The 22,951-nt window shown below is 46.5% G+C and carries 25 protein-coding genes; 15 read left to right on the top strand and 10 right to left on the bottom strand.

From position 1 onward, the window contains the following. The first annotated feature begins 214 nt into the window (after positions 1-214). The 4 genes from B160_RS0108040 (at position 215) to B160_RS0108025 (ending at position 7,188) form a co-directional block, all read left to right on the top strand. Positions 215-3,775, top strand: coding sequence for a DUF2723 domain-containing protein (locus tag B160_RS0108040; RefSeq protein ID WP_018627387.1), 3,561 nt, complete (start codon positions 215-217; stop codon positions 3,773-3,775). A gap of 310 nt (positions 3,776-4,085) precedes the next feature. Then, positions 4,086-5,183 carry a vWA domain-containing protein gene (locus B160_RS0108035; protein WP_018627386.1) on the top strand — a complete coding sequence of 366 codons (1,098 nt, stop codon included), beginning with the start codon at positions 4,086-4,088 and terminating at the stop codon, positions 5,181-5,183. Between the two features lie 249 nt (positions 5,184-5,432). Further along, complete coding sequence (locus B160_RS32220) at positions 5,433-5,612, top strand: GxxExxY protein (RefSeq protein WP_018627385.1); 180 nt, start codon at positions 5,433-5,435, stop codon at positions 5,610-5,612. Positions 5,613-5,655: 43 nt separating this feature from the next. Then, positions 5,656-7,188 carry an AAA family ATPase gene (locus B160_RS0108025; protein WP_018627384.1) on the top strand — a complete coding sequence of 511 codons (1,533 nt, stop codon included), beginning with the start codon at positions 5,656-5,658 and terminating at the stop codon, positions 7,186-7,188. 47 nt (positions 7,189-7,235) lie between these two features. On the opposite strand, the gene B160_RS31580 is transcribed toward B160_RS0108025, so the two are convergent. After that, positions 7,236-7,397, bottom strand: coding sequence for a hypothetical protein (locus tag B160_RS31580; RefSeq protein ID WP_018627383.1), 162 nt, complete (start codon positions 7,395-7,397; stop codon positions 7,236-7,238). A 40-nt stretch (positions 7,398-7,437) separates the two neighbouring features. On the opposite strand from B160_RS31580, the gene B160_RS0108015 reads away from it, so the two are divergent. Next, positions 7,438-7,692, top strand: coding sequence for a helix-turn-helix domain-containing protein (locus B160_RS0108015; RefSeq protein ID WP_018627382.1), 255 nt, complete (start codon positions 7,438-7,440; stop codon positions 7,690-7,692). An 11-nt stretch (positions 7,693-7,703) separates the two neighbouring features. Here B160_RS0108015 and B160_RS0108010 read toward each other — a convergent pair whose 3' ends face one another. Beyond that, positions 7,704-8,150 (bottom strand): acyl-CoA thioesterase, encoded by a 447-nt coding sequence (locus B160_RS0108010; RefSeq protein ID WP_018627381.1) that lies wholly within the window; start codon positions 8,148-8,150, stop codon positions 7,704-7,706. A 126-nt stretch (positions 8,151-8,276) separates the two neighbouring features. Between B160_RS0108010 and B160_RS0108005 the strand changes: the two genes are divergently transcribed. Beyond that, positions 8,277-9,011: an FKBP-type peptidyl-prolyl cis-trans isomerase gene (locus B160_RS0108005; protein ID WP_026309626.1), complete on the top strand. Its 735-nt coding sequence runs from the start codon at positions 8,277-8,279 to the stop codon at positions 9,009-9,011. Positions 9,012-9,200: 189 nt separating this feature from the next. Here B160_RS0108005 and B160_RS0108000 read toward each other — a convergent pair whose 3' ends face one another. Together B160_RS0108000 and B160_RS0107995 are read right to left on the bottom strand one after the other, a co-directional pair. Next, on the bottom strand, positions 9,201-10,964 hold the full coding sequence (locus B160_RS0108000) for a phosphodiester glycosidase family protein (RefSeq protein WP_018627379.1): 1,764 nt from the start codon (positions 10,962-10,964) through the stop codon (positions 9,201-9,203). 177 nt (positions 10,965-11,141) lie between these two features. After that, a complete protein-coding gene (locus B160_RS0107995) occupies positions 11,142-11,648 on the bottom strand; it encodes an Lrp/AsnC family transcriptional regulator (RefSeq protein WP_018627378.1) in 507 nt (168 codons plus the stop codon). 122 nt (positions 11,649-11,770) lie between these two features. Here B160_RS0107995 and ahcY point away from each other — a divergent pair, with 122 nt between their 5' ends. From ahcY to B160_RS0107975, 4 genes are all read left to right on the top strand, one after another. Then, complete coding sequence (ahcY, locus tag B160_RS0107990; RefSeq protein ID WP_018627377.1) at positions 11,771-13,099, top strand: adenosylhomocysteinase; 1,329 nt, start codon at positions 11,771-11,773, stop codon at positions 13,097-13,099. A 260-nt stretch (positions 13,100-13,359) separates the two neighbouring features. After that, complete coding sequence (locus B160_RS0107985; protein ID WP_018627376.1) at positions 13,360-13,800, top strand: hypothetical protein; 441 nt, start codon at positions 13,360-13,362, stop codon at positions 13,798-13,800. 237 nt (positions 13,801-14,037) lie between these two features. Continuing rightward, positions 14,038-14,838 (top strand): 3-keto-disaccharide hydrolase, encoded by an 801-nt coding sequence (locus B160_RS0107980; RefSeq protein WP_157557959.1) that lies wholly within the window; start codon positions 14,038-14,040, stop codon positions 14,836-14,838. 47 nt (positions 14,839-14,885) lie between these two features. Then, on the top strand, positions 14,886-16,226 hold the full coding sequence (locus B160_RS0107975; protein WP_018627374.1) for a Gfo/Idh/MocA family protein: 1,341 nt from the start codon (positions 14,886-14,888) through the stop codon (positions 16,224-16,226). A gap of 427 nt (positions 16,227-16,653) precedes the next feature. Here B160_RS0107975 and B160_RS0107970 read toward each other — a convergent pair whose 3' ends face one another. From B160_RS0107970 to B160_RS0107955, 4 genes are all read right to left on the bottom strand, one after another. Beyond that, positions 16,654-17,244 (bottom strand): NAD(P)H-dependent oxidoreductase, encoded by a 591-nt coding sequence (locus B160_RS0107970; RefSeq protein WP_018627373.1) that lies wholly within the window; start codon positions 17,242-17,244, stop codon positions 16,654-16,656. 89 nt (positions 17,245-17,333) lie between these two features. Continuing rightward, positions 17,334-17,855, bottom strand: a complete 522-nt coding sequence (locus B160_RS0107965; RefSeq protein ID WP_018627372.1) for a Crp/Fnr family transcriptional regulator — start codon at positions 17,853-17,855, stop codon at positions 17,334-17,336. Positions 17,856-17,983: 128 nt separating this feature from the next. Then, the gene (locus B160_RS0107960) at positions 17,984-18,910 is read right to left on the bottom strand and encodes a helix-turn-helix domain-containing protein (protein WP_026309623.1); all 927 of its coding nucleotides are present in this window, start codon (positions 18,908-18,910) and stop codon (positions 17,984-17,986) included. Positions 18,911-18,922: 12 nt separating this feature from the next. Next, positions 18,923-19,774 carry an NAD(P)H-binding protein gene (locus B160_RS0107955; RefSeq protein ID WP_018627370.1) on the bottom strand — a complete coding sequence of 284 codons (852 nt, stop codon included), beginning with the start codon at positions 19,772-19,774 and terminating at the stop codon, positions 18,923-18,925. Positions 19,775-20,154: 380 nt separating this feature from the next. Here B160_RS0107955 and B160_RS28685 point away from each other — a divergent pair, with 380 nt between their 5' ends. The 3 genes from B160_RS28685 to B160_RS0107940 all read left to right on the top strand — a co-directional run bounded on the left by B160_RS28685 (position 20,155) and on the right by B160_RS0107940 (position 21,212). Then, positions 20,155-20,478 (top strand): SDR family NAD(P)-dependent oxidoreductase, encoded by a 324-nt coding sequence (locus B160_RS28685; protein WP_018627369.1) that lies wholly within the window; start codon positions 20,155-20,157, stop codon positions 20,476-20,478. A gap of 162 nt (positions 20,479-20,640) precedes the next feature. After that, a complete protein-coding gene (locus tag B160_RS0107945) occupies positions 20,641-20,925 on the top strand; it encodes a DUF3853 family protein (RefSeq protein WP_018627368.1) in 285 nt (94 codons plus the stop codon). Positions 20,926-20,963: 38 nt separating this feature from the next. Beyond that, complete coding sequence (locus B160_RS0107940; RefSeq protein ID WP_018627367.1) at positions 20,964-21,212, top strand: hypothetical protein; 249 nt, start codon at positions 20,964-20,966, stop codon at positions 21,210-21,212. A gap of 57 nt (positions 21,213-21,269) precedes the next feature. Here B160_RS0107940 and B160_RS0107935 read toward each other — a convergent pair whose 3' ends face one another. Further along, a complete protein-coding gene (locus B160_RS0107935; protein ID WP_018627366.1) occupies positions 21,270-21,521 on the bottom strand; it encodes a hypothetical protein in 252 nt (83 codons plus the stop codon). 313 nt (positions 21,522-21,834) lie between these two features. On the opposite strand from B160_RS0107935, the gene B160_RS28680 reads away from it, so the two are divergent. Then, positions 21,835-22,164 carry a hypothetical protein gene (locus B160_RS28680; protein ID WP_018627365.1) on the top strand — a complete coding sequence of 110 codons (330 nt, stop codon included), beginning with the start codon at positions 21,835-21,837 and terminating at the stop codon, positions 22,162-22,164. Between the two features lie 108 nt (positions 22,165-22,272). Next, on the top strand, positions 22,273-22,605 hold the full coding sequence (locus B160_RS0107920; protein WP_018627364.1) for an Ntn hydrolase family protein: 333 nt from the start codon (positions 22,273-22,275) through the stop codon (positions 22,603-22,605). Positions 22,606-22,617: 12 nt separating this feature from the next. Here the strand turns inward: B160_RS0107920 and B160_RS0107915 are convergent. Then, positions 22,618-22,951 (bottom strand): transposase (locus tag B160_RS0107915; protein ID WP_018627363.1); only part of this gene is annotated, 334 nt, incomplete at its 5' end.

The following is a 22,951-nucleotide window of genomic DNA, read 5'->3' as shown; positions in this document are numbered from 1 at the left end:
AACCGCAATGATCCCTAAGCGGCAACGGGCAAACCGGGAAGAGAAAATGAGCCGCGATATGCCCCGGGATCAACTGTTTGACAATCGCTTTCAAATACCATTCAGTACCTTCCTTCCGCCGGTGATAAAATATCTGTAATACTGTCTGGCAATCAACCAAAATGGCGTGTTTATCCCTATTTTTGTCATCATTGAAAAAAAGACGCGTTTTAACATGAACTTCAGAAAAGTAAACAACCTAACCGGATGGGTGGTATTTGCCATTGCTACCCTTACTTATTCACTAACCAGGGAAGCCCGCGGATCACTCTGGGATTGTGGTGAATTCGTTGCCACTGCTTACAAATTACAGATGGCCCACCCCCCGGGCGCGCCGATGTTCAGTTTGCTGGGCCGGTTATTCATCCTGTTCTTTGGAGATAACCCCCAAACGGCTGCCAATGCGGTAAACTTCATGAGTGCGTTGGTCAGTGCCGCCACCATTTTGTTTCTTTTCTGGACCATTACCCACTTTGCGCGAAAGATGTTTGTACGGTCCGGCGAATCGCTTACCGGTCAGCAGACATTCACCGTAATGGCAGCAGGCGCCGTGGGCGCCCTGGCCTATACTTTTTCTGACTCATTCTGGTTCAGCGCTGTAGAAGGTGAAGTGTATGCCTTATCGTCCTTCTTCACCGGACTCGTATTCTGGGCCATGCTCAAATGGGAGCATGCCGATGAACTAGCGGGAACGGACGAGCATGCACGTGCGCGGAGCGACCGCTGGATCGTATTCCTTTTCTTTATGATGGGATTGTCTATAGGCGTACACTTGTTGAACCTGCTGACGATACCCGCTATTGTGATGATCTATTACTACCGGCGCTATACTCCCTCTGTGAAAGGAGCCATCGGTGCATTCATCATTGGCTGTATCATTACCGGCATCATCCAGGTGGCCATTGTCCAGTACAGTATGAAAGCTGCCGGCCTGTTTGATATTATGTTCGTCAACAGCTTCGGGATGCCCTTCTTCTCCGGGTTCACGGTCTACTTCATCCTGATCGCCCTGCTGGTAGCCGTCGGCATCCGGTTTAAGGCAAACGTGTCAAAGACTGCGATCATTCTCTGGACGGCCGCTTTCTTCCTGCTGGCGTTTTTACCCTTTGCCTTCGGGGGAACCCTGGCCGCGCTGAAGATCATCCTGCTGCTGATCGTGGGTGCCGTATTGGGCTATTTTATCCGCCCAACGGCGCTGAAGATCATGAAACTATTTCTTTGGTGTTTTGCCTTCATGATGCTGGGCTATTTCATGTACTTCACCAACATCATCCGCAGCAGTGCCAATCCGGCCATTGATATGAATAATGTGGACAATCCCATTAACCTCGTTTACTATCTCAGCCGGGAACAATACGGTACCCAACCACTGCTGTATGGCGCGCATTATGCTGCCGAACCTGAGCCGGATCCTGAAACCGGAAGCTATTATGATCTCGGTGAAATGAAATACGTAAAGGGCGAAAGCAAATATATCCCCATCGGGAGAGATCGCACCGTCCGCTATAAAAGTTCGGATAAACAATTATTCGTACGGGTCTGGGATTCCAGTAATGACCAGGGGCACGCCGATTTCTATGCAGAGTGGCTGGGGCTTCCCAAACCCGACCCGGCTACCGGCCAGGGCTCCTATGGCGCTCCCAGTTATGCAGACAATATCAACTGGTTCATGAGCTACCAGACCAGCTTTATGTACATGCGCTATTTTATGTGGAACTTTGCAGGCAAGCAGAACGATCTGCAGGGCTATGGCAATAAAAGAGACGGAAACTGGATCTCCGGCATCTCGCTTATGGATAATGCCCGCCTGGGCGACCAGGGCCAGATGCCGGGAAGCTTAAAGCGAAACAAAGCGCACAATGTGTTTTTCATGCTGCCCTTTATTTTGGGTATCATTGGTTTTGTGTACCAGTTCCTGAAGAACCGGAAAGACTGGGTGGTCACCTTCCTCCTGTTCTTTTTCACAGGTATGGCCATTGTGCTGTACCTGAACCAGCCCGGCAATCAGCCGCGCGAGCGGGATTACGCCTATGTAGGATCTTTTTACGCATTTGCGGTATGGATCGGTCTGGCGGTCGTAGCGCTGCTCCGGTCGGCCCTGGAAAAAGAAGACAAAGAATCATTCCAGAAACTGCTCGTTTACGGCGCATCCGGTACCTTCCTGATCACTGCGCTCAGCAGCATGTCCAGTACATTTAGCGCCATCATTATTGCCAGTCTGGTGGCTGCTGCTATTTATGCTGCGGTGCTCTATATCGTAACATTTGCAGCAAGGGCGCTTTCATCCGGAGGAACAAATATCAGGGCTGCAAACGTGCTGACCGCCGTCCTTTGCCTGGCCGTTCCGGTATTGATGGCACAGCAGGAATGGGACGATCACGACCGGAGCCAGAAAACAATGGCGCCGGATCTTGCCAAGGACTATCTCGAAAGCTGCGCACCGAATGCTATTGTATTCACGGTTGGCGATAATGATACCTACCCCCTGTGGTACGCACAGGAGGTCGAAAATATACGACCCGATATCCGTGTGATCAATACCAGCCTGCTGGGTATCGACTGGTACATCAACCAGCTGCGCTATAAAATAAACGATGCGGATGCAGTAGATGTGATACTGACTCCCGAGCAGATCGAAGGGCATAACCGGGAATACCTGCGTTTTGTGGCGCCCCAGCCGGGTCAGAATATTGACCCCAATGCGTATTTTCCTTTAGACCGGGTGATCCGGGAAGTAGTAGGCTCCAAATTGGCTGACCCCGAAACCGGCCGGGATGTAGGTTCCAATGCCCTGCCGCTGCGCAAATTTTTTGTTCCGGTAAATAAAGAGCTGGTACACAAAAACGGAACAGCCAACCCAACCGACAGCGTTCCGGATCAGATGTCTTTTGAGATCCCGGCATCCAAAGGCGGCCTTCAGCGCAACGACCTGATGGTGCTGGCTATCATCGCCTCCAACCAGTGGAAACGCCCCATTTACTTTACGGCGCCTTACGGGGATCTTGGTTTTGGGCAAAACCTGAGGAAGGACGGACTCACCTACCGCCTCGTTCCGTTTAACGTAAAAACGCCCCAGGCCAACTGGGTGGTGGACCAAACCTACCGCCAGATGAGGGCCGGTGGTACTTCCATACGGGACAATAACCAAGAGGTAATGGCAAAGAACCTGCTCACCAAGTTTGAGTTTGGCGGGGCCAATAAAAAAGGCGTTTACTTTGATGAAACCAACCGGCAATACCTGCTCAACATCCGCAGCATCTTCGCAGAAGCTGCCGGAAATCTTGCGGACGCCGGTAAAAAAGAAGAAGCCATCAAGTTGCTGAATAAGGCAGAAGCCGGCATCCTGCCCGAAAACCTGCCCTATGCAATGACCAGCCGTTATAACCAGCACAACCAGGCCGGCCTGATGTATGCCGAAGCATATTATAAAGCAGGCAAGCTGGATATGGCCCGGAAAGTGATCGCTGCGGTCAAAAAGGATGTGGCCGATCAGCGGAAATATTATAATTACCTGAAAGCGGAGAAACCGGAATACTTCCAGGGCCTGGCCGGCATTGAAGATCCGCTCAACGAGATCGCGGAAGTTGCGGCCAATGCGATCGAAGCGCATTACGATCCCCTGAAAAAAGGAGAAAAATCGCCGGTTCAGGAACTTTTGCCGACAGACAATGTCCCCGCTCAGGCAGCTGACAGCGGCGCGGCCAAACCCGCGGGAGCAGACAGTACAAAAAAATAAAATACAGGTCATAGGAACAACCTCAATCCCTTCCGCTCCGGAGGGGATTTTTTCGCAACCATTTTATGGCATCCGCTGTTGTAATGAGCAAGGGGCCCGGCAAGCGCTGAAAAAGATCAGATTCATTGCCCCCGGCCCGGTATATGAATGCAGCTGACGCGCAGGCTCACACCTGTAGGTGCCGGCGGCCGTTTATTTGTCTCAATATTCCAAATCGGAGCAGGTGTATCTGCAGTTACGCGATCATTGCACCTGCACCGGGGCAAGGCATTTACACCTTTTTTAGAAAAATAGTTTTACATTTAATAATATGAGCGGTTTCCAATTCTCCGGGTTAGATCCCCGCGGTCAGGGCAAATCCCCTTTCGATACCATGCTGGATCTTTTCATGCAGCTGCTTACCTACACAAGCGGCGATGCAGGAGAGGCCCTTCAATGGCTGAATGAACTGGACAAAGAATACCAGCTGGGCAACGGTGAGTACGGCATGGGCGACTTTATCGACGACCTGAAGCAAAAAGGTTATATAACGGAAGACCAGCAAAAGGGCGAGATCAGGATCACGCCAAAGACGGAGCAGGGGATCCGGAAAAAGAGCCTTGAGGAGATCTTCGGAAAGCTGAGAAAAGCCGGCCAGGGTGATCATAAAACATTCAAACCCGGGCAGGGAGACGAGCTGAACCCGGAAACACGTCCTTTCCGGTTTGGAGACATGCTGGAGCAGATCGATTTCACCGAGTCCATCCGCAATGCCCAGATCAACCATGGCATTGATTCCTTCCGGATCGGGGAAGATGACCTGAGCATCCGGGAAACAGATTTTAAAACGCAGACCTCAACGGTGCTCATGATCGATATTTCGCATTCGATGATCCTTTATGGCGAAGACCGGATCACGCCGGCAAAAAAAGTGGCCATGGCCCTGAGCGAACTGATCACTACCCGCTATCCAAAAGACACCCTGGATATCGTGGTATTCGGCAATGATGCCTGGCCGGTGGAAATAAAAGACCTTCCTTATTTGCAGGTAGGGCCTTATCATACCAATACCGTGGCCGGCCTGGAGCTGGCTATGGACCTGTTGCGGAGAAGAAAGAATCCCAATAAACAGATCTTTATGATCACAGATGGGAAACCTACCTGTTTGAAAATAGGCAAACGTTATTATAAAAACAGCTTCGGGCTCGACCGGAAGGTCGTTAACCGGTGCATGAGCCTGGCAGCATCCTGCAAAAAATTAAAGATCCCGATCACTACCTTTATGATCGCCACCGACCCCTACCTGCAACATTTTGTTCAGGAATTTACCGAGATGAACCATGGAAAAGCGTATTTCGCTTCTTTGGATAACCTGGGCGCTTTTATTTTCAAGGACTTTGAAAGTGGGAAAAGAAAAACTGTTTATTAATTTACTACCGGGAAGACGAAACACGGGAAGTTCTCTTAATTTAGCCTTGATGACCAAAAGCACTTTACCGGCTTACCCTTTTTCTGCCTCCCGGGAAAACCAAATTTCAAACCACTAAAAACCAGTCAAACTTATACCAGCTCACTGGAAAAGAACATCACCTTGCCCGGAGATTACCGGCTGCGCCTTTAAAGTACTACCTTGCCTGGCCCGGGATCACCTGAAAAATTTATGAAATAAGCATCTGCCATGAATTATCAAAGAAAAGATCTTATCGTCTGCGAACTAAAAGCAGTAGGTATTGTTAATCCCGTTTGGGAGGCGCAAATCTTAAGTCATTTAAAGTTAACCGGGAAACATGTCGGTTTTCTTATTAATTTCAACCTCGTAAAAATAAAAAACAGAATCAGGCGATATTGCCTTGAATAAACAATATGGGAAGCGTTCTCCATCTTTCCCAACCCGACAGATTATGAACAATATTGAGACTCTGGGACAATTAAAAGAAAGCGGATACAGGCAAAAATCCATCAAAGAAGAGATCCGGCAGAACCTTATGAAAAAATTAAGGGCGGGCGAAACTTCCTTTCCCGGCATTGTAGGCTATGAAGATTCCGTGATACCGGAAACAGAACGGGCATTGCTGAGCAAACACAATATCCTTTTCCTGGGTTTGCGCGGACAGGCAAAAACCCGGATGGCGCGCCAGATGACCGCCCTGCTGGACGAATACATTCCCATTGTGGCAGGAAGCGATCTGAATGATGACCCGCTGAACCCCGTTTCAAAATACGCACGGGACCTCATTGCAGAAAAAGGTGCAGACACGCCCGTCACCTGGCTGCCCCGCAATCAGCGCTACGGCGAAAAGCTGGCGACACCCGATGTAAGCGTAGCCGACCTGATCGGAGATATTGATCCCATCAAGGCCGCCAACCAGAAACTGAGCTTTGATGACGAGCGCGTGCTGCATTACGGCATCATCCCCAGGAGCAACCGGTGTATTTTTGTGATCAATGAATTGCCGGACCTGCAGGCCCGTATACAGGTTTCTTTATTCAACATTCTTGAAGAAGGCGATATCCAGATCCGGGGGTTCAAGCTGCGGCTGCCCCTCGATATTCTTTTTGTGTTTACGGCCAACCCCGAAGATTATACCAACCGCGGGTCTATCGTAACCCCCTTAAAGGACCGCATACAAAGCCAGATACTGACCCATTACCCCAAAACGCTGGAGCATGCGCTGGAGATCACCGGGCAGGAAGCAGGCATCCACGACGAACAAAAAGAACGGGTAACGGTCAGCGACCTTGTAAAACGGCTGATCGAACAGGTCGCTTTTGAAGCACGGAACAGTGAGCTGGTCGACAAAAAAAGCGGGGTCAGCGCCCGGCTGACCATCTCCGCTTTTGAGAATGCGGTCAGCACCGCCGAACACCGGGCCCTGATCAATAATGAACCCTCCACACAAGTGTGGATCTCCGACCTCTCGGGGATCATCCCTTCCATAACCGGCAAGGTAGAACTGGTTTACGAGGGCGAACAGGAAGGCCCCTTCCAGGTAGCGATGAACCTGGTCGATAAAGCCATCCGGTCGCAGTTCGTTCAGTATTTTCCCAACCCCGAGCAGCTCAGCAAAAAAAAGAACACCGGCAAGCCCTCAGCACAAAACAAAGCAGACGAAAATCCATACAAGCCGGTCATCAGCTGGTTCGACAAAGGCAATTTGCTGAACGTTGATTTCAACACAACAGATGCCTCCAAAATACAGCAGCTGTACCGGGTAGACGGGCTGCATGCACTGGTCAAAAAATACTTTCCCGGTACCGATGAGTTGCAGGCCGCGCTTTTAATGGAATTTGTACTGTTTGGCCTGGCCTCTTATTCGCTGATCAGCAAAAAGCTTTTCGAAACCCGGGTCGAATTCAAGGATCTCTTTGGCAGTATGCTGGGGTCTGCCACTGCCGGCGATTATGAAAATTACGGATTTGAGGAAGAAGAGTGACCGGCAGGCAGTACACGGGTATGCCTCAACACCGGCTTAGTTATAATTTACACAAGAACTGGAATGGTCCTTATATTTTTTTGCTGCGAGCCTGCGGCAGCTTTGCGATATTGAACCTTGATCGTTTTGCCTTCAATGATGTCAACGGCATCACCATCCTGAATCATGTGCTCAAAGGAAACAACCGGATCACAAAACCGCATAAGCATGACTTCTATTTATTCTTTTTAATTCAGAGAGCACCGGTCTGTGGCTTACTATGCCCGCCAGCTGAACATCACGCCCAATTATCTCAATATCCTTTGTAAAAGATCCCTGTTCGCGTCCGCCAACGAGCTGATCCGGAAAAGGCTCATCCTCGAAGCAAAGCGCCTTTTGGGAATTTCGGGCAAAAGCATTAAAGAGATCGCTTATGAACTGGGGTTCTGCGACACCGCCAATTTTTCAAATTTTTTCAAATCACATACCGGCGTCGCGCCCAAAGCATTCAGAGCGCAAACCTGAGAGCTACCGGTTCAGGAGGCATCCTCCAGCCACCTGAAATGACCGGCCAGCGGCATTACATTATAGGCGGCAGCGACTTCTGAAGGCGGAATTGTCAGTTTTCGTTTCAGGGTATCCATCCATGCACCCTCCAGCGAAATAATAGCTGCCAGGGTATGTGCATCTTTATAGATCCGGTGCTGCATCCCCCAGCGGCTGAAATCCCTGCGCGACCGGGTCAGTTCCAGATCGATAAAGACGGGATCTCCCGGCCTGATCTCTTTTTTAAAGACACATTCTTCCCGGAAGATAACCGGCCCCACGCGCAGCTCCATCATGCGCGTTGTGGTCAGTCCCTTTTCCGAAAGGAACCGGATCCGGCAGTAAGCGCCCCAATCATAATAAACACTGTGCCGCAAGTGGCCATTAAGATCCAGATCGGACCAGCGGATCTGCAATTCCCGGATAAAAGGTTCCATAACGATCTTTTTCTGTATTATTAACAAACTTACATCATGTTTACTGTTAAAATTGTGAAAAAGGGTCCCTATATTTACCGTTTCAACTTAGACGAATTAACGTTTCAACAGTGTGTAAAACAAAAAATGATGAAGTACATTTTCACAATCGGATTTCTGGCTGCCGGCAGTTTATCCCTTCTGGCCCAGCCCAAGGCCAAACCCAAACCGGCGACGGCAAAAAAGCCCGTTCCGGCATCCGCTTCTGCAACGGCACCGTTAAAGACCATGGCAGATTCTGCCAGTTATGCGATCGGGGTCAATATTGCCCAATCGATGAAAAAAGATCTCGGAGATCTGAATACCGGTATCCTGCTTGATGCAATGAAAGCAACATTCGACGGGAAAAAGCCCCTCCTGGACGAGGACGCTTTAATGAACGTCATCATGGCTTATTCTGAAAAAGCCAAGGAAGCCCAGGCGCAGGCAACGATAGATGCCGGCCACACATTTCTTGAAAAGAACAAGACACAGCAAGGCGTAAAGACCACGGCAAGCGGGTTGCAATACCTCGTATTGAAAGAAGGCACCGGTGAAAAACCGGGTGCTGCCGATACGGCGATCTGTCATTACCGGGGATCGTTGCTGGACAGTACAGAGTTTGACAACTCCTACGACCGTGGAGAGCCGCTTACCATCCCGGTATCCGGTGTCATCAAAGGATGGACCGAAGGGCTGCAACTGATGAGCAAAGGGTCCAAATATCGGTTCTTCATCCCCTACGAACTGGGTTACGGGCTGAGAGGTGCTCCACCCACCATTCCCGGGGGAAGCGTCCTGATCTTTGAAGTAGAATTGCTGGACGTAAAGAAAGGAAGCTGACCGCTCCCGGATCAATAACCGGTACACCCCTGTCCGCCTGCGCCTGCTGAATTATACAGACCGGTACAGGCGGTTTCTTTTGGGGAACTCCTGATCGATCAATCTTATTAAACCAGCCCCTCAGGCCACCGCTCCGGAATGAATGACGATCCCTTTTTCTGCGCAAAAACAGAAGGCGGTCATCCGGGATCAGTCCACTACATTTAGGTGGATGGTTGTGGTTAGTCCGTTGTAGGAAGCGGTCAGCACGCCGTGGCCCGCCGTTTCCCCTGCCTTAAAAGAAGCGCCTTCAATGATACCCAGCCCCGGCGCCCCCGATAGTGTTACTCCGGCCGGTGCCGGATCTGCGATGTGGTCATACTGGTTCAACCCATAAAAATTGGGGGTAACGGTTTCGCCCTTTTGAAGACGGATGGAATAAACATCCGAAACCAGCCGGCTCACAACCGCGTCGGCCGGTGCAGTGGAAACCACAAACAACCCGTTTCCGGCATTGGGTGCGGCCGTTGTTCCTCCCGGCTGGTTCATGAGACCGGTGTGGTTGTAGCCGCTATTCTTCAGATACAGGGTACTAAGGTCTCCCCCGTTTAAGTTCACCGCGTTATAGGCACCCGCGATCTTTAAAATATCAGCAAGATCCGCACGGGAAGCACCTACCGATACACCTTCGATTGCACCTTCAACCACACAGAAGATGATCTTTGATTTATCCTGTGTGGCACCGATCGCGGTACGGCCGGAGCGCGTCCCGTCGCCATTGATGGCAGCACCGTCCTTCAGTATCCGGAAGTCGCCGGAGATCAGCTGCTCCGCTATCACCCCCCGGTCGTTGCTGATATTGGCGGTCACTTTCAGCACATCGCCCACGCCGGCCTCAGTCAAAAAAGAAGCGCTTTGTGTGCCATGCGCCGATAATACGGCACCACCCGCAGGAATGATGGTAGAGCCCTTTTTATCCGCCTCTGTTGTTTTCGTCAATACTTTTACCGGCACGTCCTGGTGATCGCCCCAACTGCCGTCTGCCGGTACTACCGCCAGTTCCGTACCAAAGATGTTGGTAGCACTGTTCACTCCCCGGTACACATTATAAAGCACCAGGTCGTCCGCCGCACGTGAATTATTGATGGTCCTGAAGCTCATGCTGCTGCCATTTGCAAGGGTCAGCGAAGTGTTCAGCCGGATATCATCAAAATAAATGGTGTTCTGGTTAAAATATACCGGTGCATAACTTTGGATGGAGCTATTGCTGTTGGTGATGGTGCCGTCTACCACACAGGCACCGCTCACCCGGCCAAAATTGGCATTATTTGCATCATTATTAAACCGGTCTCCATTGATGCCGGCAAAATAGTTCTGTCCCGCCGCCGACTTCCGGCCGGCCATTGCCGGCACCGTTTCCACATTTAAAACAGAATCCATGGCCAATACCGACCGGAACTGCACATAGGGATTGGCCACATCGATCACCATCAGATGGACCCTGATGGGGCTTTCGCCTGCCTGATCACGAAAATCAAGCTTCAGGTATTTCGTGCCGGGGCCCGCAGCATATAATGCCGTGGTATCTATATCATAATAAACCGCACCAATTTTATATCCTTGCGGAGGAGGAGGCAGCAGGTAGCTAAACACCCATTTGTTGGACTCGATCCCGCCCGTTTTTACCGATATATAAGAGCTGCCTGTTCCGCCGGGCACTACAAATTTCAGCTCTGAAGAAGACCGGCTGAAAGGTTCAACACCCAGGGAGCCGAACATTATCACATCACTGTTCCCGAACGTGCCGTTCAGCACGAGGGTATCGCCCGCATTTCCGGAAAGCTTGCTCACGGCATCGATCCGGGAGGTTCCTTTACCGCCCTCTTCTGCGGTCGTCGACGGAACATAATCTTTATTACAGGCAAAAAGTACCAAGAATACCGGCAGCAGTCTGTAGAATCGGAACGCTCTCATTTCGTAATTGAATTTTAGTAATTTGGGTAAAATCGTCAATAAGATGTTAAAAATAACAGTTTTAAACGAACAAAAGAAAGTTTTTAAACCTTTTTAAATAAAATTAATCTAAAAATAATTTAACTCCGCTTTCGGATCCGGCTGCTTCCGGTCACGTCACCAGTGCGTAGGTACGACTTAAAAGATGATCTTATGTGTTTCCTTGATGACACCCATTACAAAAACGCTTTGTACATGCCCCAGATTTTCTACCTGGCTCAGCCGGTTCACATGAAAATCATAAAAACCAGCCATGTCTTTTGCCATTACCTTCAGCATAAAATCAAACTCACCGGAAATGCTGTAGCACTCCACTACTTCATGCAGCCCGTTAATGGCCTGGATGAATTTTAAACCCGCCTTTTTATCATGCTGCTTCAGCGATACATAGCAGATTACCATCAGGCCCTTGTTCAGCTTTTGCGCATCCAGCAGGGTTGCATATTGCCGGATAACACCCGATTCCTCCAGCCGGCGGATGCGTTCATGTACCGGCGTTGGGCTCAGGTGCACCCGGGCGGCGATCTCTGTTACCGACATACGGGCATGCTCCTGCAAATGTTTGAGTATTTCCCGGTCTTTCTCATCCAGTTCCGGTGACAGGTCCTTTATAGCCAATTCTTCTGTTTTAACGGTTCTCTTCATCCGGATATAGTATTTAATACTATAAATTTAAAAATTATTAGTGAATAACACTTATTGAAAAGAATTAACATAGTGCTTTCTTCTAAATCTTACCTTTGAGGTCTAAAAAATTAGATACAGATATGTCCACTGAAACAAAAACCCGGATAGACTTTGATCTGAAATACAAAGTTGCCGATATCAGCCTCGCAGATTGGGGTCGTAAAGAAATAAGACTGGCCGAAGCAGAAATGCCCGGTTTGATGAGTATCCGTAAGGAATACGCCGGATCCCAGCCGCTGAAGGGAGCGCGTATTGCCGGGTGCCTGCACATGACCATTCAAACGGCCGTACTGATCGAAACACTGGTTGCTCTCGGAGCCGAGGTAAAATGGAGCTCCTGCAATATTTTCTCAACCCAGGACCACGCTGCTGCGGCCATCGCTGCTGCAGGGATCGGTGTATTTGCCTGGAAGGGACAAACCCAGCAGGAAGCCGACTGGTGTATTGAGCAGACCTTATTCTTCGGCGGGGCCGACCGTCCGCTGAACATGATCCTGGATGATGGCGGAGACCTGACCAATATGGTGCTGGATACTTACCCCGAGCTGGTCCAGCATATAAAAGGCATCTCCGAAGAAACCACTACCGGTGTGCACCGTTTATATGAAAGAGTGACCAAAGGAACCCTTCCCGTGCCGGCCATTAATGTAAACGATTCAGTTACCAAATCCAAGTTCGACAATAAGTACGGCTGTAAAGAATCATTGGTAGATGCCATCCGCCGCGCTACCGACGTAATGCTGGCAGGCAAAGTAGCCGTAGTAGGCGGTTATGGAGACGTAGGTAAAGGATCTGCCGCCTCTTTGAGCGGAGCCGGTTGCCGCGTGATCGTAACGGAGATCGACCCCATCTGTGCGCTTCAGGCGGCAATGGACGGTTACGAGGTAAAGAAGATGATCGATGCGGTTAAGGAAGCAGACATCATCGTTACCGCCAGCGGATGCCGCGACCTGATCACCGGGGAACATTTCAAAGCCATGAAGGATAAAGCCATTGTATGCAACATCGGGCACTTCGATATCGAGATCGATGTAGCCTGGCTGAACCAGCATTACGGCGACACCAAGGATACCATTAAACCACAGGTGGATCTTTATAACATCGATGGCAAGGACATCCTCCTGCTGGCGGAAGGACGCCTGGTAAACCTGGGCTGCGCCACCGGTCACCCCAGCTTTGTAATGAGCAACTCCTTCTCGAACCAGACCCTGGCCCAAATTGAATTGTGGACCAATCACGATCAATACGAGAACAACGTGTATGTACTGCCCAAACATCTTGATGAAAAAGTAGCCCGCCTGCACCTTGCCAAAATAGGTGTTGAGCTCGATACACTCACTCCGGCACAGGCCGCCTACCTGGGCATCCCCGCAGAGGGACCGTTCAAACCGGAGCTGTACAGGTATTAATAAAACCTTTCATAAAAAAAACGCACTCTTTACCGGGTGCGTTTTTTTATGCTCATTAAAAACAATTAACATTTGTTTATCGCCATACCGGTATCAGTCGTCGTCCGGCCATCATAATTATTGTTACCTTCAATATCAGAAAAAAGACGCTGTCATTCGACCATCAAGGCACTTATGAAATTGACGATGATGCGTGCTCCCGATAGCTGCTTTAACGTATGACAGCCGCCTGTTTTATTTACTGCTAAAGCGACCCGATCATGAAAAAAGGATACCTGTCTGTTTTACTGGTTACGCTGCTATTCATCAGTTGCAGCAAAGATATTTTTAAACGATACGAAAAACGGATCATCGGCGATTGGGAAGTGGAAGACATCAATAGTTATGGTTTCGGGAGTATGCCCATGAACTTCGGCGAGGGGGCCTATCATTTTGGCGAAGACCGCAGTTTTATTTTTACCGACATAAATGGTGTTGCATATACGGGAAAATGGCAAATAAAGAAGTACTGGACAAATAACAACTGTGATGGTTGCAGTTCCGACAACATCCGTACATTGATGGTCAGCGCTGTGGACAACCGGTCCGGCGAACTGAAGGCAGACTATTTCAATGAAATTAAATTTACCGGCACCGACCGGTTCAACGGCACCATGGTGAACGGAACACGAACCAGGGTTTTCAAATTCAGGAGGAGATAGTCCTTCCCGTTTCCTGCCTGCACACCGTTTTTTTATCCTTTTGCCCGCTATTGCCGGTTATCCTCCCATGCCGGTGTACGCCTGGTACCCACCCTCCACCCTCTGTAAACACCGTTACTGATCCTGGCTTTCGAAATTTATATGCCCTTTATAAAGGTTATTTTATTATTTTAGCCCCCGTATTAAAAGAAATACGAAAGACCGGTTTATTCATTTCCTTCCATTGATCTTGTTTTTATGAAGCTAATTTTGACTCCGCTCCTTTTCCTGGTCCCTATTTTCATGGCTCTGGGAATGGACTTACCCCGCTCATCGGCCGGCCAGACGGATACGGTGCCCTCCGTAACAAAAAAGAAGCCCATCAACCTGCTGGACAAAGCGAATATCCCGAAATGGCGCGGATACAATGGAAAAACGCTGCCGCCAGGCTGGACCATCAGCAATGGTATGCTGTGGATGAACGACCATGCCTTGCCGGATACCACCTATAAAGGCGGACGCGACGTTATTTTTACCGGTCAGGAATTTGAATACTTTGAACTGACGGTTGACTGGAAAATAGCCAAAGGCGGGAACAGTGGCATCTTTTACCATATAAACGAAGGATATGGCTCACCTTCCAGCATCAGCCCGGAGTACCAGCTGATCGATGACGAGAACTATGCCCGCATGCACAGCGATCTGAAAAATTATAATGCCCAGTTCGGCGCCAAAAATCCTGAAGAGCTGCAGGACTGGCAAAAGACCGGAGCCGATTATGCCATGCACCCGGTAAAAGAAGTAAAAAAGCTGCTGCATCCGGTTGGCCAATGGAATACCACCAAAATAGTGGTGGCCCCCGGCAGGACGGAGCACTGGCTGAATGGGGTGAAGCTGCTGAGCTTTGAACCCTGGTCGGCAGACTGGTATGCCCGCAAAAAAGCGGGCAAATGGGCCAAAAGCGATCGCTACGGCACATTCAAAACGGGGTACATCGGCTTTCAGTATCACGGAAGTTCTTTATGGTTTAAGAACATTACCGTAAAACCGCTTCAGTAAGCAGGCATGCATCACAGGTTTACATTCAGAAAAACAAAAATACACATATGAAAAGAAGAAATTTTATAAAAACCACGGCGGCAGGAACGATGGCTTTCATGCTTCCGTTCCCGTCATCGGCTTTTGCTCCCGGAAAAAAATTAAGAGTGGCCCACGTAGGATTGGGCTCAATGGGTGCCAATGATCTGAAGGCCATTGCGTCGCACCCACTGGTAGACATTGTAGCGCTTTGTGATGTGGATATGAACAACCTGAACACCGCAAAAGCCCAACATGCCAATGCAAAAACATTTGCCGATTACCGGGAAATGTTTAAGAGCATGGGCAACGAGATCGACGCGGTGGTCGTATCCACACCGGATCATGCCCACGCCCCCGTTTCGCTGATGGCCATGGATCTGAACAAACATGTGTATTGTCAAAAGCCGCTGACACACTATATTTCCGAATCCCGGAAAATGGATGCTGTTGCGGCAGAGAAAAAGCTGGTGACCCAGATGGGCATCCAGGTACATTCATTCTATGATTACAAGCTGGCAACGATCCTCATTCAGAAAGGAATAATCGGCAAGGTCAGAAAAGTCATTGCCTGGTCACCGAAGGTTTGGGGATACGATGGCCCCGCACCCGCGGGAAGCGATCCCGTTCCTGAAGGACTGGACTGGAACCTGTGGCTGGGAACTGCGAAAGAAAGACCCTATAAAAAAGGATTTTACCACCCGGGCAACTGGAGAAAATGCATCGACTACGGTTGCGGCACATTAGGAGATATGGGCGTTCATATTTTTGATACGCCTTATAATGCGCTAAAACTGGGCGTGCCGTTGACCGTAAAAAATGAATGCCGGGCTCCTAACGATTTTGGCCATGCAGAAAAGAATCATGTAACCTATGTTTTCCCGGGAACGCCTTATACCGCCCAAACGCTGGAATGGGTATGGTATGATGGCAAAGGAGCCCCGGAGCCACAGGCTGAGCTGCTGCTCCCCGGCGGGGAAGCATTGCCGGACCAGGGTGCCATGTTCATCGGCGAAAACGGGCGACGCCTGCTGTTGCCTCATTTTATGCAATTGCCAAAACTCGTCATCAAAGACCAGTTTGCACCCATCGACATCAAAAAATATGACCCCGACGGAAAAGCAGGCAAACCCACTACCAGCTACGACGCTGAAACGCCCAGGCATTACCACGAGTTTGTAGACGCCTGTTTGGGAAAGGCGGCATGCAGTGCCCCTTTCTCCTATTCGGCCAGGTTGACGGAAGTGATCTTGCTGGGTGTTATTGCGGCCCGGTTCCCCAACGAAACGCTTCACTGGGATGGCGAACAGGCCCAGTTCAAAGAAACGAAAGCAAACAAATTCCTGACAGGCACCATGCGGAATTTTTAAATACCGCCATTACAGGATCCTTTTCCGTAAACCGGAAAGGCGGGGTGCCCCTTCCCTGGTCTGCATATTTTTCCGGCAGACCAGGGAGGGTTATCGGCCTCCGCATGCACGTTAAGTTGATGGTACTATTTAAAAGCTGCAGCGCAGTGTTGGTCATTTTAGGAAACGCCCGTGAACAGGCCATGCAGTCCTGCCGGGACAATTTCCGAACCATTTCTTGGATGATTTGAAAAAACTGGTCAGTTCAAATGAGAGTATTTTCAATTGACTATCAATGTATTATCCTAATTTAAAGTTTTAAATTTAAAGATCAAATAATGCAAAAAAATAAATGGTTCGAACTTTTCTATTTTTCATATACAAGAAGAACCAGGTAAATAAAAGAAGTAATATGGTTTCTATTCAGTTTCATAATATCAAGAATTGCTTAATCAATTTTTGAAAACCTGATTTCAATATCAGTCAACCATTTTACTCTTTTTCCCTGACTGACTGACTTTACCATATTATAGCTAATCCATTTAAGATTTTTGTACCCCATTGTTTTGAAAACACTTTTTATTATTGCCTTTTTGATTAAGTTGCCAATGAGCAGTGAGTACATTATTTTGGGTTTATTCATGGTAGTGATCACTGTTACACCTTTTAGGTTTTTTAAAAGTGGTACTAAACCGAAACCTCTTGGATGGTGATCATAAACAACACCCGGAGTGAGCACCCTATCAATAAATCCTTTGGTCATTGCAGGCATCAAATCCCACCAGATAGGAAAAATAAAAATCAGATGGTCTGCTTTTTCCAACCGTTCATTATAAGCTATTACTTGTATGTCCACAGGTTTGTGATCCATAAACGCTTTCAAATCTGCCTTTGACATTACAGGATTAAAGCCATCATTATCAAGATGCATCAGGTCAATCTCGTGATTTGCACTTTTAAGCCCTTTGATTACGGAATTTAAAATTGCGTTTCCAAAGCTTCCCTCATAAGGATGATTAAATACTATTACTACTTTCATTTTTACTTTGCTTGGTTTTATATTGCAAAGTTGTGACGTAGCGAATGCCTGAACGATAACAATTGTAAAGAAATGCTTTGTTATTGAAACTATCGCCTATTTCTAATTCGGCTTAAAGAAACGGAGGTAATCCCCAAATAGGATGCTATATAATGTTGGGGAACACGCTGGATAATATGAGGATGATCTTCAAGAAGTTCCTCGTATCGTTTTTGAGGATTATTTTTAAGATAGGAATAGAATGTTTTTTGAGAGTTTAAAAATCGTCTGAACAGATGTTGATGCATTTCCTCTTTGATTTCGGGGAAATGCTCTAAAACATCTTGAAAATCCTTTTGGGAAATAGTCTGTAAAATACATGGTTCTATGCTTTCAATGCTATATAAACTCGGTTGATTTGTTAGGAAACTTTCAATAGAAGATACCTTAGCACCTTCAAAGAAAAATTGGGTAGTAATTTCCTTACCGTCATTATTAAGCCAAGTCCGCAAACAACCCTTCTCAAGAAAGAACATTGTTCTCGAAATTTCTCCTTCCTGTAAAAGGATTGTTTTGGCAGGAACTTCCAGACGCTTTAAAAGATGTTCGAATTTATCCCAATCACCAGTCATTGTTTATGGGCAATTTGTTATTACTATTTGTACATAAATATGCAAAATTACAAAGACTTATCACCCAATATCGGCTTCGCATGTTTTTTTATAGATAGAATAGTGTCAACCACCTCCGTTAAACTGTATTAATTAAACGATTGCCTAAACTCCAAAGGGGAAACATTGGTCTTTGACTTAAATAATTTACTGAACGACTGTGCATGCTCAAATCCTAATTCGTAAGCAATTTCGCTTACTGAAAGGTTTGTAGTAGACAGTTTTTCCTTGGCTTTTTCTATCAGTTTGTCGTGGATATGTTGTTGTGTGTTTTGACCGGTTACCGCTCGCAGCAAACTTCCTAAATAACCTGGCGAAACATTCAGTTCTTTCGAAACATATTGAACAGATGGTAAGCCTCTTGTTATCAGGTCATCACTGTTAAAATAATCTGTCAACAGTTTTTCCAGACGTCCCAAAATTTGATGGTTGGCTTTTTCCCTTGTAATAAACTGCCGGTTGTAGAATCGTTCGGAATAGCTAAGCAAGTTTTCAATATGTGTAATGATGATTTGTTTACTGAATCGATCAATATTGGAATGATATTCCTGCCTGATATTTTGTATGATACCATTTAGTGTTATTTCCTCTTTTTCTGATAACAGTAACGCTTCATTTACCGAATAATTAAAAAACTCATATTGTTTAATTGTTTCTGCAAGTGGCGTATTCCAAATAAAATCAGGATGAATGAGCAACACCCAACCTGATTGTTTTTCGGAATTTACTTGTTCATTAATTTCAAGTTCGAGCACTTGATTTGGTGACATGAAAAACAGTATACCGTCATCCTCAAAATCGTATTGCAGCTGCCCGTATTTATACTTAACCCCTTTCATACGTTTCAAAGCAATAAAATAAAAATCAAATACCGCATTCATAGCGATCTGATCGGACAACCTGGTAAAATCATCCGCTGTTATTACACTGATCAAGGGATGCTCAGGCTTGGAAAAGCCCCTTAACCTGTGAAAATCACCAATTGATTTTATTCTATGGGGTTTCGAATTGTGCATATATAAATATAATTATTCTTGATGATATGCTTTCGCAAATTCTTCTGCAAACTCTTTCAATTTTGTTTTACCTAGCACAGGTCTGTTTTTGAGATAATCCTCAAATGTTTTTCCGCTATGCGTTTCCATCTGCATTTTTACGAAAGTGTGTGCAAGTTGCTGTGGAAAGCCTGCTTGAAGTAAACCATTTAGTAATTGCTCTTCTGATAGCGCTATCCATTTCAGGTCAGGCTTGCCAATGGCCTCGCCTAAAATTTTAGCCGCTTCATTACAGGTCAATTCTTCACTTGCCACATAGCGGATTTTTTTCCCTTGAAACGGTGTAGTCAGTTCTTCAAAAGCCGCCTCCGCAATATCATGTGGTGAAACAAAAGCAATTTTATCATTTTCCCCATAGCCTGCCATTAGGGCACCATATTCTTTTATGGTTTTAATATCATTGTAAAAATTGGTGTAAAAAGAACCCGGACGCAATTCGATAACTGTTCTGTCCGAGAGCTGATTAAGCAGGGGAGAATCTTCCACGTTAGCTGCCCAACCCGTTAGAAATAAAACTTTCTCAATTTCGTTCTGCTTGATCGCTTGCACATAATTGTTTTCAATTTTTTTGAAATAAGCCGCTTGGTCTTCTTCCATAAAATTGAAAGGTATCATGCAATACACAGCGTCTGCGTCTGCAAAAGTTCTTGTTAGAAAATTAATGTCCTCAATTGAGCCGATTGCTGCTTTTGCTCCAACGGTTTCAATTTCTTTTTGTTTTTCGGGATTGGTACTAATAACGGTTGCCGAGTGCCCTTTTGCAATCAATGCTGTTGCAAGTGGCTTACTGATGTTACCCAATGAGCCTGTAATTACGATATTCATATTTTTCCTTTTTTGTTAGTACAAAAATGCAGCGCTTTCAAAAAACAGATGTAGCCAAAACGACTGTTTTTGAAGTCAAAATGAACAATTCTTACAAACAGAGATAATCAGGATCAATCTGCGCTTTTTGAAATGTGGATAAATTCTAAAAGACGGTTGTGTTTCTCTAACACGAATAGCTTCTTCTGTTCTTGGAAGAAGAGATTCTAATCCAACTTTTACGGCTTCTGTTTGCGCGTCTTCTATAAAAGGTCGTAGTTCTTTATTGTATTCTTGAAAGGCCTTCTATTCCTTGCTTTGGTTACAAGCTTCCTCATTTTGGTTACAGTTATGATTTTTTAGGTCATGACTTTTGTGTCATAATTTAAAAATCGTATAAAATGAAAAAAGTACTCATTACCGGAGCTAACAAAGGGATTGGTTTGGAAATAGCAAAACAATTGGCTCAGCAAGGTTTTTATGTGTTTGCGGCAAGTAGAAATCTGAGAAATGGATTGGATGCCATCAATGGACTGGAAAACGTTGAAGCAGTCCAGCTTGACGTTACGGATGATGAATCCGTAAAAGATGCTTTTGCGGAAATCAGTCAAAAGACCGATGTGCTGGACATCCTGATTAACAATGCAGGAATCAATGGAATCGAATTTGTGGGGGACGTTCCTTGGCGACGAATATCATTGAGTGCTATGAGGTGCATCGTGTAGGCCGTTATATTAACAAGCGGTGGCTTTTTAGTGGGACCAGGGAGAATATAAAAAAGAACACGAGGAGACCGCAGCTAAACGATGCTAATTTGATTTCTGGTAAGGTTGTTCGAACCCTTTCCATAAAAAGAAGATAATTATTCATCTTAATTTAATACGACTATGTACAATCTTGACACCCCTATCTGGCAGTTAACTGTCGCCGATTTTATTGATCTGAACAAAAAAATAATGGCTGAGGCAACTCAACCTCCTGCCAAAGATTTTACGGAAAAGCGATACGTATACGGCCTTGCGGGGTTAATGGCCGCGCTTAATTGCTCCAAATCGAAGGCTCACGAGATTAAAAAAAGCGGGAAGATTGATGCCGCCATTAGCCAGCACGGGAGAAAAATAATTATCGACGCAGACAAGGCTATATCGCTTTTAAAAACAAAGGCCCTTTAATGTAGGATTCAATTCAATCAACAATTTAAAATTTCAACATGACACAGATTGTCAAAAAAATAAACGAACTTGAAAGGATCGACGATGGCTACTGCATGGAGTTAATCAACCTGGTAGGGGCAATAGCCAACCTGGCGGAACCTTTGATAGCTTCACGGGATATACAGATTTCGGAAAGAGGTTGCCAAATCGTTGAGCTTGCAGGTATTTTAAGGAAGCGGATAGATTGTTACGACTTTGAGGTAGTGGAAAACCTGCGTAAAATGGCGAAGGCTGCAGCCGCCTAAAAAATGAACGCAAAGAGACTGAACAGGACCACCGGAAATGATGGTTTTATTGGGCGGTTATAATGAACCACCGGTGGGCCCTTGCTCCCTACTATCCATTATTTCAAATATTTCATTGGGCGTAGCCATGCGGCCCTTTCCGGCCCCGTCAACGACAATAAAAGTGGGGTAGCCCACGATGGGGGTTTCGTCGGCGTCGGTTTCGTCGAAAGCCTCGTACACAGCATACCCTTTCCATTCCTTGAAGAATGAAGCGGAATCGAAATTGTTGGCGTTGGCTATTTTGATAGCAATCTGTTTCTTGCTCATAGCGGTATTGTTTCACTTTTGCGAAGGTACTGGATAGGTAGCTTTTTAGTTGCTCTCAATTTTCAAACCGGGTCATGCTCCGGTTTTTTACATAACATGGTTCCCCCAGCCAGGGCCGCCCAATAAAAAAATTATAGGCCATCCAGAGACAACCTATAAAATGAGCTTCGGTAAAGTGCCGCAATTACGCTCGGTGGACTTGGCAGAACCGCGTCCGATACAAAGGTAGGTGAAACTCTAAAAGTCAGTTTACGGAATACCGTATCGGTAATTTTGATACTTTCGTTCCTTTGACACCAATAAAACTATTTGCATGAAGACAATCAAAATTGCATTACTGCTACTTGTCTACGCCTCATGCGGCGGATCAAAAGAGCGCAGCGCCAACGATGAATATGCATTGATGGCAGTTAAAAAAGAATCAAAGGTTGTTGATGCTACCATAACAGATGCCGGGGTATTATACGCTGCCGTACATGATGACGGCACCCGAAGAGATGGTTATGCGGAATACTTGTGTCAGCTACTTAAAGAGTATCGCGCAGAAGCTGGCCGCGTTAAGGTAGTTGCGGCGGGCAGCATGAATAGCTCGGATAGAGATAATGCTTACGGTCGATTGTTGGGCGAATCGTGGTGCAGATGAGTTTAGGACCAGGATAGGTTTGCAGCACGTATTGGATAAATAACCCTATTTGAAATTTAATCAAGGAAGTGAATCCAATAAGGAAACATTAATGCTAAAGCTTTATGTATGAGTATAGTAATTTCTGTGATCGCATCAACAGGCGTTTGTGTTATCGCTGGTGACAGAAGAGAAATAAACGAAGATTTTGTTGTCAGTGATGAGTGTTCTAAAGTATTTAGAATAATCGACAAGATATCCATGGGGATTACAGGCGTTAAACATATCGGAGAAATGGCAGTCTCTCTTTTCCAAATAGCCCCTCATTTACCAAGTTATGATTTGAACCGCCTTTTAGAGTCGTTCGATCAAATTCCCCTTGTCGCTATTAATGGAATAAGCTCAACAGCCTCCATGATTGGACGGGACTGTAATAACCAGGCATTTATTGGATCAGGTTGAAAAATTGGGGGATCAGGCATAAATGTTAGCGAGTCTGAATAGGAAAAAGTTAATATCTCTTACGCCTCTTGCAGCGGCCCTGAAGGCCTTAATTTTAGCGTTAAAAGATTCTGCCGCTGCATTGGTGCTTCGATTATTAAAATAATTAAGGATACTTTGATGATGGGTTTCAATGGATCTGGCCACCGTTCGAAATACTTTTAATCCGGAATCTTCCACTTCATTATACCAGAGGGCCAGTTTTTTGAATGCTATTATTTTAGCGGTACAGGTTGAAAAAACAGCACTTAATTTTCTTGATAATTTATAGGCTTGTTCAATAAGCGGATATCGTTCAAATAGTAGT

Source organism: Niabella aurantiaca DSM 17617 (assembly GCF_000374125.1).
Lineage (GTDB): Bacteria > Bacteroidota > Bacteroidia > Chitinophagales > Chitinophagaceae > Niabella > Niabella aurantiaca.
This window is presented reverse-complemented; position numbering and strand designations above follow the sequence as displayed.